Source organism: Corynebacterium sp. (assembly GCF_043426755.1).
Classification (GTDB): domain Bacteria; phylum Actinomycetota; class Actinomycetes; order Mycobacteriales; family Mycobacteriaceae; genus Corynebacterium.
This window is the reverse complement of record NZ_JBHWRP010000099.1, coordinates 78,728-95,122: the sequence shown is the minus strand read 5'-3', so window position 1 is coordinate 95,122 and position 16,395 is coordinate 78,728. Positions and strand designations below refer to the sequence as shown.

The following is a 16,395-nucleotide window of genomic DNA, read 5'->3' as shown; positions in this document are numbered from 1 at the left end:
TGCGCGGGTGGTGGACCCGGCGATGCCCACGCCCCACGCCTTAGCACCGTCAACATCTGCGTAGATGTAGCAGGCGGCATCAGCATCATCACCGGCGGAGCGGGCCTGCTGGGAGTAATCCTGCACCTCAACATCAATCTTGAGCTGCTCCAAAGCATTAGAGAACGCGGAGATCGGGCCGTTGCCAGTGCCGGTGATGGTGGATTCCTCACCGTTAAAGACGACATTCGCTTCGACGGTTGCGTCCTCATCGTCGGTCTCGGCGTTCTTCACGCGCATGGAGACCAGCTCCAAAGGCTCCTCCAGATCGAGGTACTCACCCGCGAAGATGTCCCACATCCCCTTCGAGTTGACCTCGCCGCCTTCCGCGTCGGTGATCGCCTGGACTACCGACGAGAACTCAGGCTGCATGCCGCGCGGCATATTAATCGCGTGGTCCGTCTTCATGATGTAGGCCACGCCCCCCTTGCCGGACTGGGAGTTCACGCGGATCACGGCCTCGTAGTCGCGGCCGACGTCCTTCGGATCGATCGGCAGGTAAGGAACCTCCCACACGATCTCGCGCAGCTCCTCCCAAGCGACCTCGGTGGAATCTGCACCCGGGCGCACCTTGGCGGCCAGTGCATCCAGGCCCTTGTTCACGGCATCCTGGTGGGAGCCGGAGAAAGCGGTGAAGACCAAGTCGCCGCCGTATGGGTGGCGCTCATGCACGCGCAGTTGGTTGCAGTACTCGACGGTTTCGCGGATCTTGTTAATGTCAGAGAAGTCGATCTGCGGATCCACGCCCTGGGTCAGCATGTTCAAGCCTAAAGTAACCAGGTCCACGTTGCCGGTGCGCTCACCGTTGCCGAACAGGCAACCCTCGATGCGGTCCGCGCCAGCCAGGTAGCCCAGCTCAGCGGCTGCGATTCCCTCGCCACGGTCATTGTGGGGGTGCAGCGACAAGATGATGGAGTCACGCTTGGCGAAGTTGCGGTGCATCCACTCGATCTGGTCAGCGTAAATATTCGGGGTGATCATCTCCACCGTTGCGGGCAAGTTGATGATCATCGGGTGCTCGGGGGTCGCCTCCATGATGTCCACTACCGCGTCGCAGACCTCGACTGCGAAGTCCAGCTCAGTGCCGGTGAAGGACTCTGGCGAGTACTCCCAACGCCAGTTGGTGTTCGGGTAGTCCTTCGCGATCTCCTTGATCAGCTCCGCAGCGTCAGTGGCCAACTTCTTAATCGCCGGACGGTCCTTGCGGAACACGACCTCACGCTGCAGCTTCGAGGTGGAATTGTAGAAGTGCACGATCACATTTGGAGCGCCCTCACAAGCCTCGAAGGTGCGGCGGATCAGGTGCTCACGGGCCTGCACCAGCACCTGGATGGTGACATCCTCCGGGATCATGTTTTGCTCGATGATCTCGCGCACAAAGTCAAAGTCCGTCTGCGAGGCGGACGGGAAACCGACCTCAATCTCCTTGTAGCCCATCTGCACCAACAGGTTAAACATGCGACGCTTGCGCTCTGGGCTCATCGGATCAATCAGTGCTTGGTTACCATCGCGCAGGTCTACCGCGCACCACTGTGGTGCCACAGTGATCTTCTTATCCGGCCACGTGCGGTTCGGCAGCTGTACGTCTTCTACTTCCTCAGCAAAAGTGAGGTAGCGCTGGTGTGGCATCTTCGAACCACGCTGCTTGTTCCAAGTCGGTTGGCCCTCGTTGCGTGGGCCATTCGGAGTGCGAATTTCCGATGGTGCGGAGATGAAAGAATCTGATGGGGTCATGTCGCTCAATATCCTTCGTGAGATTGCGCTATCTAGCGTCGGTGTTGGTTCTAAGGTGATCCACGACCGGCAACGCAAACTCCGCGACGGGGTGCCGGCCGTGTTTTAGACCTGATTCCCGCCGCGGCGTAGAAGGAGAAGACGCGCGCTGATAGATGCGACGCTACGCGGAGCGTTTGACATAGCTCACACTCTAAACGCGGAAGTAAATCTTGTCCACCTCATACACGCGCTAAAAGGAGAAATGGCACAAAGAGGGGGAGTAGCTGCAAGCAGCTACTGTTACGCCTGACTTGCGGCAAGACGAATGGTGGCCACAAACATTGTGACCAAAGCAGCAACCATCACCACCGCCCCAGCTGCGGAACTGACCGCGAACTGTTCGCCCAGCACCGCATAACCCAGCAAGAACGCGACCACCGGCTCAAAGACCTTCATCGCAGGCAGCGACCACTCCAGAGGCCCGGCCGCAAAGGCGTATTGCTGCGCGGCCGTGCCTGCTACCGCCGCGACCACCAACACATATACAGGCCAGGTGCTAAAAATTGCTGGGAGTCCGCCGGCCACGTAGAGGTCAGCCACCGCCTTCGACAACACGGCCACGTAGCCGAAAATAATGCCGCACACCGCCCCCATGACAAGAGAAATGGTGCCAGGCGATCGTCGATAAGCAATAAGCGCTGCCACGCCGCACACCGCAACGCCGACGGCGACCGCAACCCACCACGCGCCCACATCAGGCTCCTGCGCGCCGGGCACGGGCCTTCCTAACACGATCAAGACGATGACGGCGGCGGTCAGTAGCGCGGACCATGTCGCGTCACGACGATCCATGCGGCCCTTGCCAAGGTAGGCACTGAGCATGAGCGTGAACATCAGCGACAACACCAGCACGGGCTGAACGACGAGCAACGTGCCGAAGCCCAGAGCAACCACCTGGAGTAGATATGCCGCGAAAGCGGAAAAGATGGACAACCACCACGCGGGGTTGGTCAGGCCGCGGGTCAAGACCGAATCGGTGCGGGAATATGTAGCCGGAGCGGCCACGATGCGGTGGCGGGTGACAGTGCCCCATGCAATGGTGAACGCCGAGGCTAAGGCGAACAACACGGCAAGAACATGGCTAGACACGCCCATGATGGTATGGCGTACGAAAAAATAGTGCACCTCAAGGTGTTGGACGAGGGTAATGCAGGTAACATAACGCCGTGAGTCACGTTGAAAGCTCAAAAAACTCACGTTCCCCCGACCTCGACGGAAAGGTGGCCCACCTGTGGCACTGGTCGTACAGAAGTACGGAGGCTCTTCCCTGGAGAGCGCCGAGCGCATCCGCGCGGTAGCAGAGCGGATCGTCGCGCGAAAGAAACAGGGCGATGATGTCGTGGTGGTCTGCTCCGCAATGGGTGATACCACTGACGAATTGCTGGACCTGGCGGAACAGGTCAACCCCGTCCCGCCCGCCCGCGAGATGGATATGCTGCTCACCGCAGGCGAGCGCATTTCGAACTCCCTGGTGGCAATGGCAATTGCCTCCTTCGGAGCACCGGTGCAGTCCTTCACCGGATCCCAGGCCGGCGTCCTTACCACCGAGCGGCACGGCAACGCCCGCATCGTCGATGTGACCCCAGGGCGCGTGCAGGAGGCGCTTGACGACGGCAAGATCGCCATCGTCGCTGGTTTTCAGGGTGTCAACCGTGACACTCGCGACGTGACCACCCTGGGCCGCGGCGGTTCCGATACCACCGCGGTGGCGCTGGCGGCGGCGCTGAATGCTGACGTGTGTGAGATCTACTCCGACGTCGACGGCATCTACTCCGCTGACCCGCGCATCGTGAAAGATGCCCAGAAGATCGAGCAGCTCTGCTTTGAAGAGATGCTGGAACTGGCCGCCGCCGGTTCCAAGATTTTGGTCCTGCGCAGCGTGGAGTATGCGCGCGCATTCAACGTTCCGATGCGAGTTCGCTCGTCCTATAGCAATGACCCCGGCACCCTAGTAACCGGATCGATGGAGGATATCCCCGTGGAAGAAGCAGTCCTGACCGGTGTAGCAACCGACAAGTCCGAAGCAAAGATCACCATCCTGGGCATCCCGGATAACCCGGGCGAGGCGGCCAAGGTGTTCCGTGCCCTGGCAAACGCTGAGATCAACATTGACATGGTGATCCAGAACATCTCTTCCCTCGACGACAACACCACCGACATCACCTTCACCCTGCCGACAGACGACGGCCCACGCGCCGTTGAGCTGCTGACCAACCTGCAGAACGAAAACGGCTGGGCGAACGTGACCTACGACGATCAGATCGGCAAGGTTTCCCTGGTCGGTGCTGGTATGAAGTCTCACCCAGGTGTCACCGCAGAATTCTCTGAGGCGCTGCGCGATGCTGGCATCAACATCGAGATGTTCACCACCTCTGAAATCCGCATCACCGCAGTGGTTCGCGAGGCCGACCTGGATAAGGCCACAGTAGCGATCCACGACAAGTTCGAGCTCGGTGGCGACGGGGCCGCTACGGTATACGCCGGCACCGGGCGTTAAGCCCGCTCAACCCCGTGTAGTGCGCAGACCTGTACACGGGGTACTGTAGGTAGAAGTTCATTCACCCTACGAAAGTGAGTTATACGCACATGACCACCATCGCAGTTGTAGGCGCCACCGGCCAGGTCGGCCAAGTGATGCGCGAGATCCTCGCTGAGCGTAAGTTCCCGGCAGACAAGGTGCGTTTCTTCGCATCTCCTCGTTCCGCTGGTAAGAAGCTGGAATTCCAGGGCCAGGACATTGAGGTGGAGGACCTCACCCAGGTCACCGCAGACTCCGTGAAGGATATTGATATCGCGCTGTTCTCTGCAGGCGGTTCCACCTCTAAGGAGTGGGCGCCGGTGTTTGCTGAGGCAGGCGTGACGGTTGTGGATAACTCGTCGGCATGGCGCAAGGACACTGACGTGCCGCTGGTCGTATCTGAGGTCAACCCGGACACCGTGAAGGACCTGAAGAAGGGCATCATCGCGAACCCGAACTGCACCACCATGGCGTGCATGCCGGTCCTGAGCGCCCTGCACCAGAAGGCTGATCTGAAGGTGCTGCGCGTCGCCTCCTACCAGGCTGTTTCGGGTTCTGGTCTGGCCGGTGTGCAGACCCTGGAGAACCAGATCAAGGCTGTTGGCGACAACGCTGAGGACTTGGTCTACGACGGTTCCTCCCACGATCTTGGGGAGAACGGCCCGTACGTCGCCCCGATCGCCTTTAACGTGCTGCCGATGGCCGGCGCGTTCGTCGACGATGGTTCCTTTGAAACCGATGAGGAGCAGAAGCTGCGCAATGAGTCGCGCCGCATCCTGAACATCCCTGAGTTGAAGGTTTCCGGCACCTGCGTCCGCGTCCCTGTGATGACGGGCCACACCATGGTGGTTCACGCAGAGTTTGCCCAGTCCATCACGCCTGAAGAGGCGAAGGAAGTCCTCGAGGCCGCACCTGGCGTGTCGGTGACCGAGGTACCTACTCCACTCGCTGCCGCCGGCAAGGACGATTCCTTGGTGGGGCGCATCCGCCAGGACCAGACCATCGACGATAACCGCGGCCTCGTCTTTGTCGTCTCCGGCGATAACCTGCGCAAGGGCGCTGCCCTGAACACTGTTCAGATCGCGGAGCTTCTCGCTTAACGACGACCACCTCGTCAGAGTGCCACTTCTCACGCCAGGGAAGTGGCATTTGTATTTTATTAACATTCGATCTCAATGCGGTAACACTGCTTGCGAGGACTCTGTGACAGAGACACAATGTAGGGAAGTCAAAGAAAGGTCCGCAATCTCAAGGTAGGTAATTCCTTATGGCATCAAAGGCTGGGTGGCTCGCCACCGGTATCGCTGCGATCATGGTCGCCTGCGCGCCGGTAGCAGCAGCGAACCCGGACCTTGCCTGGGATGATGAGACTGCCAAGCCTGGAGAGACGGTTGTCCTTGAACCCACGGGCAAACCTTCTTACGTCGAGTCTGGGCGTGTACGCATCAGTGAGGACACTCACCTGCCAGCCGGGTGGAGCGTCTGGGGCCAGAACGGCACCTTCCGCGTCGCCGTTCCCGCTTCCGCAGAGGAAGGCGAGTGCGTCACCCTTGACTTGGTCGACGAGGACGGCGCGCTTATCGACGACGTAGAGATCACCGTGATTGACAAGGAGCGCCCAGAAAACACCGTTGAGGCAACTCCTATGTCGCAGCCACCCTCCTGGATTACCGGTTTGGTAGTGACTCTGGCGCAGATCTTCGGATAGTCGCAAGGTTTCAAAGAGGAATGACCCGCCCCAAGTGGGGCGGGCCATCGTCGTTTCTGCTTCCGTGAGCGCTCTCGGTCGCACACTGTTGGAACTGGAATGTTGGAACAGGGCGGTTTTACCGCTTCGCGGTGTTAGAACGCCCTGTTCCAACAGTTGAGGTTCGACAGTATGGTGCTGGATGGCGCGGGATGGTGCGGGTTATTCGTCGTTATGCGAGCGCTGCTCTTCCTCATCGCGGGCTTCTCGCTCCCACGCGGCGAATTCTTCGTCAGAAATCTCGTCCTCGTCCTCGCGCAGGGCGTCATCGCGCGGCGGAGTGGTCAGGTACTCCTCGTGCGTGACCGGCGCGGTGTGGGAGACAACGACAACGTCAGATGGTTCATCATCCGGGTCAAAGTCTGGCAGCGCCTTGTCTGCGGCCAGCTCCTTGGAAATCTCTTCGGAAATAGACTCCTCGAAGATGTCGTTGGCAACAGAGGATGCGGCGGTGAGGCGGGCAAGCTCGCGCTCGTCGCGCTTCGTGAAGCGCAGGCGGGGATCCATCTTGCGGCGGGTCAGGTCCATCGCACCGATGCGGATGCGGCCCTCTTTGTCCAGCTTGGAGCGTCCGCGCAGCCAAGCGGCAGCGACAACCACAATCATCAAAAGGCCCATGTAGCCCAAGATCGGGTAGACGTATCCGACCAGCTTCTGGAAGCCGATGAACGACAAGACGAAGCCAATCAAGCAGCTGGCTACGTAAACGATGCGGAACTGCTTCTCACCCTTGCCTCGGGTCAGGCGCTTCGCCAGCGCGTAGAACATGGACACGGCTGTGTTGAACACCATGCCGAAGATCACTAGGGCCATCAGCGTGCCCAGTACTGGGTGGATCTCATTGATCAAAGTCAGAACTGGCATGTCGTCGCCATTGATTGTCTCCACCTCGATGTACAGGGAAGAGACCAGCAGGAGCAGCATCACCAGGTATGCGAGGCCGCCCATCAGGCCACCCAAACCTGCTGCCTTGGTATCGAACTGGTTGCCGCCGATGACCAGGGCCATGGAGACCACGCACATGACGTTCAACCCGGTGTAGTTCAGCGCCGAAATCCACCACGTAGGCAGGGTGGTGGCCACCTCGCTGGTGGCATAAGAGTCAATTGCGGACCAGTCCGGTGAGGACACCACGAGCGTGTACACGCAGGCGCTAATGGTGAACAGGAGAATGAACGGCGTGAGGGCGCCGATTACGGTAGTGACCTTATCCACATCGAGGAAACCGGTCGCGATCACCAGTGCCAGCATCAGGAAGGTGCCGATCCACAGTGGCCAGCCAAACTGCTGGTTCAAGTTCGAGCCGCCGCCGGCGAACATCACGAAACCAATCGAGAACAGGGTCACCACCGTGGCGATGTCGAGAATCCAGGAAACGATTTTCGACGAAATATTGCCCAGCACTGCCATGTGCTCTTTGGCCTGGAAATAACTGCCCAGCTGCAAAATGGACACGCCCATGATGAGCATGAGGAGGGCACCGACAACGGCACCAACCAGTCCCCAGTTACCGAATGCCACAAAGTACTGCACGGCCTCTTGGCCAGATGCAAAGCCGGCGCCGACAACGACGCCGATAAATGCCATACCAATCGCTATGGACTTCTTAAGCATGTGAATACTCCACTATTTAAAAGGAACAATAGTGTGCCCTAGTTAACTCATTTTCGAGTCGAAAGGGGGGGCGGTATGGAAATACCTAAAGCTTGCAAATAGTGCGGATAGTGGGGTGGGGAATGCCCAGCTCGCGAGCAGGTCGTGTCAATGTTGCTAATAGGTAACAATTTAGCTTTCCTGCATACCATGCAGGTGCGAGCGGTCTAATCGTTGTCTTTTCCGGCGGCGGTCTCGGTGGCTGCAATGAGGTCGCGCCGGGCACGTGCTACTCGTGAGCGGATTGTGCCCACGCGCACGCCCGCAATCCCTGCGGCTTCCTCGTAGGTATAGCCCAAGACCTGGGTGAGGATGAGTGCTTCACGACGCTCCTCCGGCAGCTGATTGATCATCGTGCGCAGGTCAATCATGTCGCTCCACGTGTTCGGGTTGTCCCGCGTTGGAGTGTTGGCTGCAACGTCGTCGTATTCCGTGGCGGATTTGCGTGGCCGGGCCATATCGTGGCGCACGCTATCGACCCAGACGCGCCTGGCCAGGGAGAGAAGCCAGGTGCGTGCCGACGATCGAGCTGCGAAACTGGGTAGTGATCCCATCACGCGCAGGTAGGTCTCTTGGGTGAGGTCGTCGGCATGCTCGCGCCCTGCGAGGTGGGCCAAAAGGCGCCAGACATCGTCGTGAGTTTCTTCGATGAACTGCGAGAGCGCGCGTTTGTCACCTCTGCCGGCCTTGAGGGCCAGGGAGGTGACGTATTCGTCGTTTCGCCTGCTCACGAAAGTAAAGGTTACCAGCTGCGCCTTTTCTGTACGCTGGGGCACGAGCGGAACCCCTTGCCAACGCCTATCAGTTCCCGTAAACTATCAATTGCTACCAATTAATAATCCAAACCTTAAGGAGGCTGTAATGGCTGATCAGTCAGCAGCAGAAAATATTGTCTCTCGTGGCGAGCGCGCCGCGGGTGACGGCACCACCACTCGCTTGAATGGTGCGCCAGTTCCTTCCGAGAATATCTCCGTCACCGCTGGCCCACAGGGCCCAAACGTGCTGAACGATATTCACATGATCGAGAAGCTCGCGCACTTCAACCGCGAGAACGTTCCAGAGCGTATCCCTCACGCTAAGGGACACGGCGCTTTCGGTGAGCTGCACATCACTGAGGATGTTTCCCAGTACACCAAGGCGAAGCTGTTCCAGAAGGGCACCGTTACCCCAATGGTTGGTCGTTTCTCCACCGTTGCGGGCGAGGCAGGCTCCCCAGATACCTGGCGTGACGTGCACGGTTTCGCACTGCGCTTCTACACCGAAGACGGCAACTACGACATCGTGGGCAACAACACGCCAACCTTCTTCTTGCGTGACTCGATTAAGTTCCCTGACTTCATCCACTCCCAGAAGCGCAACCCAGCTACCGGCCTGCGTGACGATGAGATGCAGTGGGACTTCTGGACCCGCGCCCCTGAGTCCGCACACCAGGTGACCTACCTGATGGGAGACCGCGGTACTCCGAAGACTACCCGCAACCAGGATGGCTTCGGCTCGCACACCTTCCAGTGGATCAACGAGGAAGGCACCCCAGTCTGGGTGAAGTACCACTTCAAGACCCGTCAGGGCTGGGACTGCTTCACCGACGAAGAGGCAGAGGCAATGGCCGGCAAGAACGCGGACTACCACCGCCAGGACCTCTACGAGGCTATCGAGCGCGGCGACTACCCAATCTGGGACGTCAAGGTGCAGATCATGCCATTCGACGAGGCAGAGAACTACCGCTGGAACCCATTCGATCTGACCAAGACCTGGTCGCAGAAGGATTACCCGCTGCATGATGTGGGCTACTTCGTGTTGAACCGCAACCCGAAGAACTACCACGCACAGATCGAGCAGCTGGCGCTGGACCCATCCAACCTGGTTCCAGGTGTGGGCCTGTCCCCAGACCGCATGCTGCAGGGCCGTGTGTTCGCATACGCTGACCAGCAGCGTTACCGCATCGGCCCGAACTACCGCGACCTGCCGGTGAACCGTCCGATCAACGAGGTTAACACCTACTCGGAGCGCGGTCCCATGGCTTACTTCTTCAACAACGAGGGCGAGCCAAACTACAGCCCGAACCGCACCGACAAGGGCGCTGGCTACCTGGACAATGGCGAGGACTCTTCCTCCAACCACACCACCTACGGCCAGGCAGATGACCTCTACGTCAACCCTGATCCACACGGCACCGACCTGACTCGCGCTGCTTATGTCAAGCACGAGGACGACGATGACTTCATGCAGGCAGGTATCCTGTACCGCGAGGTCTTCGACGACGGTGAGAAAGAACGCATCGTTCACAACATCACCAACAAGATGCTGCCGATCAAGAACAAGGATGTCGAGGAGCGCGTCTACGAATACTGGACCAACGTCGATGAAGACTTGGGCAAGCGTGTTCGCGAATCCCTGGCACAGAAGCGTGCAGAGCAGTAAAGCACTAAAGCAGTAACACTGCGCTAGCGCACAACAACTCCGGCCCGGCTACCATTTCGGTGGCCGGGCCGGAGTTTTTCTTGTGCCACGGGGCCAAACTGTCGAAGCTGAACTGTTGGATTAGGGGCTTTCGGGCCCTTGAGGTCGCGAAAACCGCCCTGTTCCAACAGTTCAGTTCCAACAGTATGCGGAGCCAGGGCGGCGGTGGGGCCAGCGGGTTATTCTTCGATCCCGTGCTTCTTATCGACGATGGTCACGCCGTACATGGAGCGGCCCATGATGAAGGAGCCGACCGCGGCGATCACCCACATCGCAGCAATGGCGATGACGGCACGGATGAACAGGTGCCACTCAAAACCGGTGGTGGACCAGTCGATGATCAGCTTTGCGACGATCAACAGTGGGACGCCCACGCTGGTCAAAGGGCCGAGCAAGTTGACGCGTGTGAGGGCGTCAGGTGCACGGAACTGCAAAATAGTGGTGGAGACCGCCATGACGGTGGCGATGATCACCAGGATAGATGCGATGATTTCGGCGATGGTCATTAGCGTCGCCCCTTCGAGATGATGCGTGCCATCGACATCGTCGGCAGCACACCACCGACTATGGCGGCGAGAAGTGCCACCTCATAGGCGATCAGCGAGTCATTGAACAACGTCCATGACAGGAAGATGGCAATCATCGAATAGAACACAAGGTCCGACAGCACGGCCTTCGTGAAGTTGTCGGGGGTGCGCACGATCAGATAAAGGCCAGCGATAAGGCAGCCTGCCATGATGGCGATACACACGGTGATGATGGTGGTAAACACTCTAGACCTCCTTGCCTGAAGCGGTGATGTCGGCTGCGGGATATTCGTAGTACACCGTGGTGGGATCCAGCGGTGTGTCCTTGACACGCGGTGCCATGCGCTCTTCCATGTCGGCGAAGGCCGCAATGTCATCCAGTGGATCAGAGCCGAAGGCGGACTGGACAATCAGGATCCGCGGGTCCCCCTCTTTGGCGGGTTCGCGGAAACCCAGCGACAACGTGGTCGGAGTCGCGGTCACCGAGACAGAGAACCAGAAGAGTTCCCAGTCGCTGGTGACCCGAAGCGGGTAGTAGATCACTACCGGGTTCAGTTCATTGGTGGGTTTCAAGCCCTTCCACGCAGCATCGAAGCCGGCGACGAAGATTTCTTTAATCAGCCAGAAAATGTATCCAATGACGTGCATTAGTTACCTCCCTGTAGTTCGGCCACGTTGGGAATGCCGATGGCATCGTCGCCAAGCACTGCTTGTACGTAGGAGTCTACGTCGAGCAGGCCGTCGACACTGGTCAGCACCGACTCCCACAGGAAGCCTGCGCCAAAGAACATCACGAGTGAGACGACCATCAGCGCAGCCGATGGGAGCCACAAGCTCGTGCGTACGCGCAAAGTCTCGGGGAAGCGCTGCATTGGCTTGCCCCAGAACACTTCGCGCCACACCCGCATCATTGCCAAGAGGGCGCCGAAGGAGGCGACGATGATCGCGGTGATGACGACCCAACTGCGGGCGTCGCCCGGTGCGGCTGCGGCGAACACGATGGTCAGTTTGCCCCACAGGCCCGAGAATGGAGGGAAGCCCACCACGGAGAATGCGCCCGCGGCGAAGATCGCGGCCGTCATCGGGTCGCGTCGCATCAGGCCCGCCAGCTTGGACAGGGTGCCTGTGCCGTAGGTTTCCTCGATCGCGCCCGAGTTGAGCACCAGCGAGCCCACGGTCACCATGTGGTGCAGGGTGTACATCAGGCCGCCGGCCAGCGCGTAGCGCGGGTTCTCCGCCACGAAAGCGAGCATGATCAGGATGAACGGCATGCCGTTGACCATCTGGTAGGCCAGCACGCGGCGGATCGAGTTCTCCGCCAGACCAGCGAATGCGCCGACCAGCATGGAGATCACCATGATGACGATGATCAACCACTCCCAACGGCTCTCCAAGTCGAAGATGACCACGTAGATGCGGAAGATCATGTACACCGCCACCTTGGTGTGCAGGCCTGAGAAGAGGCCCATGACCGCCGCCGAGGATGACGGGTAGGTCCGTGGCAGCCAGGTGTGCAGCGGGAACACGCCTGCCTTCGCAGCGATGGCGATCATCACGATGCCCATCGCAACAGTGACAGGGCCGTTGCCGGCAGCAGCACCAGCAAGCGATGCGATATTCACCGCGCCGGTCACGCCGTACACATAGCCCACACCCAACACCAGGAGGGTCGATGCCGCAAGGTTCACGAGCACGAAGGTGCGGGCGGACAGCAAGCGGTCGCGGGTACCGGTCATTGCGATCAGGCCGTAGGACGGCAAGAGCATGACCTCGATCATCACGAAGAAGTTGAACAGGTCGGCGGTGAGCAACGCGCCCGACACACCGGTGATCAACACCAAGGTCAGCGCGGTGTAGAAACGCTCGCGCGTCTCACCGGCCACGGCCGCAAACCAGTTGGACACCAGCGCGATCAACATGGTGAAGATGATCATCAGCGCCGAGAACTCGTCGGCAGCAAAAGAGATACCTGCTCCGCCCTTGTACAGGCCGATCACGTGCGCGATCGTGCCGTGGGTGGAGGTGTACCAGTACAGCCAGATACCGCCAGCCAGGTTCACCGCCGGGATGAGCAGCCCAAGGAAGTCATGTATTGGTTTGGACTTGGCCAGTGCCGCCACCGCAGAGGTGATCAGGGGCACGGCCACGAAGAGGGGCAGCATGGCAGCTGCAGTTGTCGTATCCATGGTCTACGCCTCCTTCTTCTGGGGTTGCTTCTGGGCGGTTGCTCGCGCGGTGCGGCCAGCCGTCGTCAAGCTATCGGGGCCCACCACGGCGGCGTCCGGATCGTCGACACGTCCGGCCAGGGTGTCGGCATCCTGGGCGCGTGCGTTATCGGACTCGTTCTCGCTCGTGTCATCGTTGCGGCCCAGCGCGGCCAGCATGAGCAGGATGGTGGTGGTGGCCATCGCGATCACGATGGCGGTCAGCACGAAGGCCTGGGGCAGGGGATCGGCCATGTCCTCAACGTCGGTCGTGGAGGGGAAGACCTGGCCACGCCACGCGCCCACGCCTGCCGCGAGCAGGGTGAGGTTGGAGGCGTGCCCGAACAGACTCATGCCGAAGACAATGCGGACCATGCCGCGTTGCAGAATCAGGTAGACAGAACCTGCCACCAGCACTGCGATTGTTAATGCCATAATCATCGGCCGTCCTCCTTCTCATGTGCAGGGTTGGTATTTGCCGCGCGTGTGTTGTACCCGCCGGTCCCAACTGGTTGCGGGTTGTCCGCTGGGTTGATCGGATCGGGGTACGTCTCAGCAGGGTTGTCCGGCTCCTCCGGCTTCGGCGCGTTCGGCAGCGGATTATCCGGTTCGCTGCGCGTGTAGCTGAGCTCGTCCATGCTCACGCCTGGGCGGAGGTATCCGCCAAGCGCATTGATGGCCATGGTCAGCATGCCCAGCACGGCCATGTAAATACCGGCGTCGAAGATCAGGGAAGTGGTCAGGTGCTCGCCGGCGATCTCCCCGTGGATGGCATAGAGGAAGCCGCCTTCGATATAGCCGAGGAAGCCCGCGCTGATCGCGACGATGATACCGATGCCGGTCAGCCAGATCGGCACTTGCTTGCCGACGACGTTCCCGTCCGCCCCCTTGGAGATATAAGACAGTGCGAAACCGGTCGCCAGGATGAGTGCTGCCACGAAGCCGCCGCCTGGGAGCTGGTGGCCACGGTAGAACACCAGGATGCTCAGCACGATCAGTACTGGCCAGATGAATGTCAGCGCCTTGCGCAGCGGGATCGAGTTCAGCTGCGACTGGCCAAACGGGCGAGGACGTGTGCCTTCTTCGAAGTTGTGGCGTGGCATCGAGGAGGTCACCGCGGCGATCACCACGGCTGCCATGCCCAGCACGGACAGCTCGCCCAAGGTATCGAAACCACGGAACTCCACGATGATCACGGCGACGATATTGTCGGCCGCGGCCATCGGACCGCCCTCGTTGATGTACCACATCGCCAGGTCCGAGCGCTCGCGGCGGCCCAGCAGCGTGAAGACTCCCAGGAAAGCGGTGATACCTGCCAGGATGGCGATGATTCCGGCGACCACTCTTCGACGAGTGGACGTGTCTGGGAACAGTCGTGGCTGGTAGCGCACCACCATCATGATGACAACGACGGTGAGCGATTCCACGAGGAACTGGGTGAGTGCCACGTCGGGAGCGCCGAGGAGTAGCATCTGCAAGCTCATACCCACGCCCGCCGTGCCGATGAGCACGGCGGCGGCGAGGCGGTGGCGGGTGGTGATCAGCCCGATCACCGACACAGTGATGATGGCAAACGGGATGAGGTCCCACCAGTTGTCTAGCCCAGGTGCGCGGTCTGCCATCGGCATGCCGTCAATACCCGTGGACAGCAGCAGCGTGCCCATTCCCAACGCAATCACGGTGAGCACCAGCCACACCAGGTGACGCGAAGGATTAAAGGAGTTAGCCATCTCACCCATGCCGCGGCCGAGGGCCTTCATGCCCGTGACGAGGCCGTGCAACAGATCGTTGCCGGACTTCGGCAGGAGTTCCTTGTTCTCCAGGGCCTTCCATACCGGTTTGCGGACGAAGAGGAAAGCGATACCTGCGATGAGAACGATCATCGACACGATGAACGGGGTGTTCACGCCGTGCCAGATGGCCAGGTGTGATTCATACTCTGTGGTACCCGTAATCGCGTGCACCGCAGCGTTGATGGGGGAGTCCACGGCACCAAGCAGGAAGATGAGCACCAGCGACATCCAGCCAGGCAGGGCTGCCGGCAGCCACAGCGATACCGGAGCTTCCTTCACACCCGTCATATCGCGCGGGCCGTCGACGAAGGCGCCGAAGACGATCTTGGCCGAGTACACGAAGGTGAGAAACGCCGCGATGCCGGCCACTGCCACCAGAACTCCGGAGGCTGGCGCCTCCATGAACGCTGTGAGCATGCCTTCCTTCGACACAAAGCCGAAGAGGGGAGGCACAGCAGCCATTGACGCGGCAGCGATCACCACAGAGACGAAGGTAAACGGCATCTTGTCGTACAACTTGCCCAGGCGACGCACATCGCGCGAGCCGGCCTGGTGGTCCACCACGCCGATCAGCATGAACAGCGAAGACTTGAACAGGGCGTGTGCCAAAGTGTGCACCAATGCGGCGGCCAGAGCGAACTGGGTACCCACGCCGATGGTGGCCACGATCCAGCCCAGGTGGGACACCGTGGAGTACGCCGTCAGCTGCTTCAGGTCCGTCTTCGTGATCGCGAACACCGCCGAAATGAGGGCAGTACCCATGCCGAAAACGATCAACATCGTGTTCCAAGCAGGGACGTCATGGAAGATCGTCGAAAAGCGAAGCAGCAAGTAAATGCCGGCCTGGACCACTGCGGCCGCGTGCAGGAACGCCGAGACGGGGGTGGCCGCGGCCATTGCCTCGGGCAACCAGAAGTGGAAGGGGAATTGCGCAGCCTTCGTGAATGCGGAGGTGGCGACGAGGATGGCCACGATCGTCGTTAAGCCTGGGTCCTGTGCCCACACATCCGACGAAAGGATCGCCGAAAGGCTCGTCGAACCCGCGTTGACGGAGGCCAGCGCAAGCGCGGCCAACAGTGTCAGGCCGCCGATGAACGTCAGGGCCAAGGTGCGGTAGGAGCCGGCCTCGCCGCTTGAACCCGAGCGGGCGATCAGCATGAACGAGGCGATGGAGACGAGCTCCCACGCGATGAACAAAACAACGGCGTCGCCAGCCAGCACGAGCAGCAGGACCGACAGCGTAAACGCCGTCATGATCGTGTAAAAACTCGTGTTGCCCTCACCCTTCGGCAGGTAGGCCGCCGAATAGATGAAGACCACAGCGCCGATCACCAGCGCCAACAAGGCAAAGAAAACACCGAGGCCGTCGCCATTAAGCGACACGGTAACCTCGGTGCCTGGGCCTAGTAGATCGCGGGCCCACACAGCCTCAAAGCTTAGGGCTTGGCCGTCGATGACAGCCGGCAGCTCGCGGCCGATCACGGCAGCTGCAACAACATAAAGGACAGCCAGGGGCCAACCAGCTCCCCGATCGAACAGGCGCACTGACAGCGGGGCGAGGATCACCGCCACTGCTGCCAATGCGACTGCGATAAGCAATGTCACGGTGAATCACACCCAACTAGTAGCTGAAAATACGGACACAGTAAGTCCATTTAGCCTACCAACTGGGGGTATG

At 60.1% G+C, this 16,395-nt stretch carries 14 protein-coding genes; 4 read left to right on the top strand and 10 right to left on the bottom strand.

Translation table 11 applies throughout. The features are described 5' to 3' along the window. Window positions 1–1,773 (bottom strand): 2-isopropylmalate synthase (gene leuA, locus ACHFGA_RS10740; protein WP_394282369.1); only part of this gene is annotated, 1,773 nt, incomplete at its 3' end. A 282-nt stretch (window positions 1,774–2,055) separates the two neighbouring features. Beyond that, window positions 2,056–2,910 carry a DMT family transporter gene (locus ACHFGA_RS10735; protein ID WP_394282368.1) on the bottom strand — a complete coding sequence of 285 codons (855 nt, stop codon included), beginning with the start codon at window positions 2,908–2,910 and terminating at the stop codon, window positions 2,056–2,058. 136 nt (window positions 2,911–3,046) lie between these two features. Here ACHFGA_RS10735 and ACHFGA_RS10730 point away from each other — a divergent pair, with 136 nt between their 5' ends. The 3 genes from ACHFGA_RS10730 to ACHFGA_RS10720 all read left to right on the top strand — a co-directional run bounded on the left by ACHFGA_RS10730 (window position 3,047) and on the right by ACHFGA_RS10720 (window position 6,041). Further along, complete coding sequence (locus ACHFGA_RS10730) at window positions 3,047–4,312, top strand: aspartate kinase (protein WP_394282367.1); 1,266 nt, start codon at window positions 3,047–3,049, stop codon at window positions 4,310–4,312. A gap of 89 nt (window positions 4,313–4,401) precedes the next feature. Beyond that, window positions 4,402–5,433 (top strand): aspartate-semialdehyde dehydrogenase, encoded by a 1,032-nt coding sequence (locus ACHFGA_RS10725; protein WP_394282366.1) that lies wholly within the window; start codon window positions 4,402–4,404, stop codon window positions 5,431–5,433. Between the two features lie 167 nt (window positions 5,434–5,600). Further along, window positions 5,601–6,041 (top strand): hypothetical protein, encoded by a 441-nt coding sequence (locus ACHFGA_RS10720; protein WP_394282365.1) that lies wholly within the window; start codon window positions 5,601–5,603, stop codon window positions 6,039–6,041. A 201-nt stretch (window positions 6,042–6,242) separates the two neighbouring features. On the opposite strand, the gene ACHFGA_RS10715 is transcribed toward ACHFGA_RS10720, so the two are convergent. Both ACHFGA_RS10715 and ACHFGA_RS10710 read right to left on the bottom strand, forming a co-directional pair. Beyond that, window positions 6,243–7,694 carry a hypothetical protein gene (locus tag ACHFGA_RS10715; RefSeq protein WP_394282364.1) on the bottom strand — a complete coding sequence of 484 codons (1,452 nt, stop codon included), beginning with the start codon at window positions 7,692–7,694 and terminating at the stop codon, window positions 6,243–6,245. 206 nt (window positions 7,695–7,900) lie between these two features. Next, complete coding sequence (locus ACHFGA_RS10710) at window positions 7,901–8,464, bottom strand: RNA polymerase sigma factor (protein WP_394282363.1); 564 nt, start codon at window positions 8,462–8,464, stop codon at window positions 7,901–7,903. Window positions 8,465–8,594: 130 nt separating this feature from the next. On the opposite strand from ACHFGA_RS10710, the gene ACHFGA_RS10705 reads away from it, so the two are divergent. Further along, window positions 8,595–10,154: a catalase gene (locus ACHFGA_RS10705; protein WP_394282362.1), complete on the top strand. Its 1,560-nt coding sequence runs from the start codon at window positions 8,595–8,597 to the stop codon at window positions 10,152–10,154. 218 nt (window positions 10,155–10,372) lie between these two features. On the opposite strand, the gene ACHFGA_RS10700 is transcribed toward ACHFGA_RS10705, so the two are convergent. From ACHFGA_RS10700 to ACHFGA_RS10675, 6 genes are read right to left on the bottom strand one after another with little or no spacing between them, the layout of a single operon-like run. Next, window positions 10,373–10,699, bottom strand: a complete 327-nt coding sequence (locus tag ACHFGA_RS10700) for a Na+/H+ antiporter subunit G (protein ID WP_394282361.1) — start codon at window positions 10,697–10,699, stop codon at window positions 10,373–10,375. Then, complete coding sequence (locus ACHFGA_RS10695) at window positions 10,699–10,929, bottom strand: cation:proton antiporter (RefSeq protein WP_394282372.1); 231 nt, start codon at window positions 10,927–10,929, stop codon at window positions 10,699–10,701. The genes ACHFGA_RS10700 and ACHFGA_RS10695 overlap by 1 nt, the downstream gene beginning before the upstream one ends. Before the next feature lie 37 nt (window positions 10,930–10,966). Continuing rightward, on the bottom strand, window positions 10,967–11,368 hold the full coding sequence (locus ACHFGA_RS10690; protein WP_394282360.1) for a monovalent cation/H+ antiporter subunit E: 402 nt from the start codon (window positions 11,366–11,368) through the stop codon (window positions 10,967–10,969). Further along, a complete protein-coding gene (locus ACHFGA_RS10685) occupies window positions 11,368–12,906 on the bottom strand; it encodes a monovalent cation/H+ antiporter subunit D family protein (RefSeq protein WP_394282359.1) in 1,539 nt (512 codons plus the stop codon). The genes ACHFGA_RS10690 and ACHFGA_RS10685 overlap by 1 nt, the downstream gene beginning before the upstream one ends. Before the next feature lie 3 nt (window positions 12,907–12,909). After that, complete coding sequence (locus ACHFGA_RS10680; protein WP_394282358.1) at window positions 12,910–13,365, bottom strand: sodium:proton antiporter; 456 nt, start codon at window positions 13,363–13,365, stop codon at window positions 12,910–12,912. After that, the gene (locus ACHFGA_RS10675) at window positions 13,362–16,322 is read right to left on the bottom strand and encodes a DUF4040 family protein (protein ID WP_394282357.1); all 2,961 of its coding nucleotides are present in this window, start codon (window positions 16,320–16,322) and stop codon (window positions 13,362–13,364) included. The genes ACHFGA_RS10680 and ACHFGA_RS10675 overlap by 4 nt, the downstream gene beginning before the upstream one ends. Between the last annotated feature and the right edge of the window lie 73 nt (window positions 16,323–16,395).

Bases quoted from the DNA above. Each gene is read 5' to 3' on its own strand.
- ACHFGA_RS10735 (WP_394282368.1), bottom strand. From the start codon at position 2,910: ATGGGCGTGTCTAGCCATGTTCTTGCCGTGTTGTTCGCCTTAGCCTCG.
- ACHFGA_RS10725 (WP_394282366.1), top strand. From the start codon at position 4,402: ATGACCACCATCGCAGTTGTAGGCGCCACCGGCCAGGTCGGCCAAGTG.
- ACHFGA_RS10720 (WP_394282365.1), top strand. From the start codon at position 5,601: ATGGCATCAAAGGCTGGGTGGCTCGCCACCGGTATCGCTGCGATCATG.
- ACHFGA_RS10715 (WP_394282364.1), bottom strand. From the start codon at position 7,694: ATGCTTAAGAAGTCCATAGCGATTGGTATGGCATTTATCGGCGTCGTT.
- ACHFGA_RS10705 (WP_394282362.1), top strand. From the start codon at position 8,595: ATGGCTGATCAGTCAGCAGCAGAAAATATTGTCTCTCGTGGCGAGCGC.
- ACHFGA_RS10700 (WP_394282361.1), bottom strand. From the start codon at position 10,699: ATGACCATCGCCGAAATCATCGCATCTATCCTGGTGATCATCGCCACC.
- ACHFGA_RS10695 (WP_394282372.1), bottom strand. From the start codon at position 10,929: ATGGCAGGCTGCCTTATCGCTGGCCTTTATCTGATCGTGCGCACCCCC.
- ACHFGA_RS10690 (WP_394282360.1), bottom strand. From the start codon at position 11,368: ATGCACGTCATTGGATACATTTTCTGGCTGATTAAAGAAATCTTCGTC.
- ACHFGA_RS10685 (WP_394282359.1), bottom strand. From the start codon at position 12,906: ATGGATACGACAACTGCAGCTGCCATGCTGCCCCTCTTCGTGGCCGTG.
- ACHFGA_RS10680 (WP_394282358.1), bottom strand. From the start codon at position 13,365: ATGATTATGGCATTAACAATCGCAGTGCTGGTGGCAGGTTCTGTCTAC.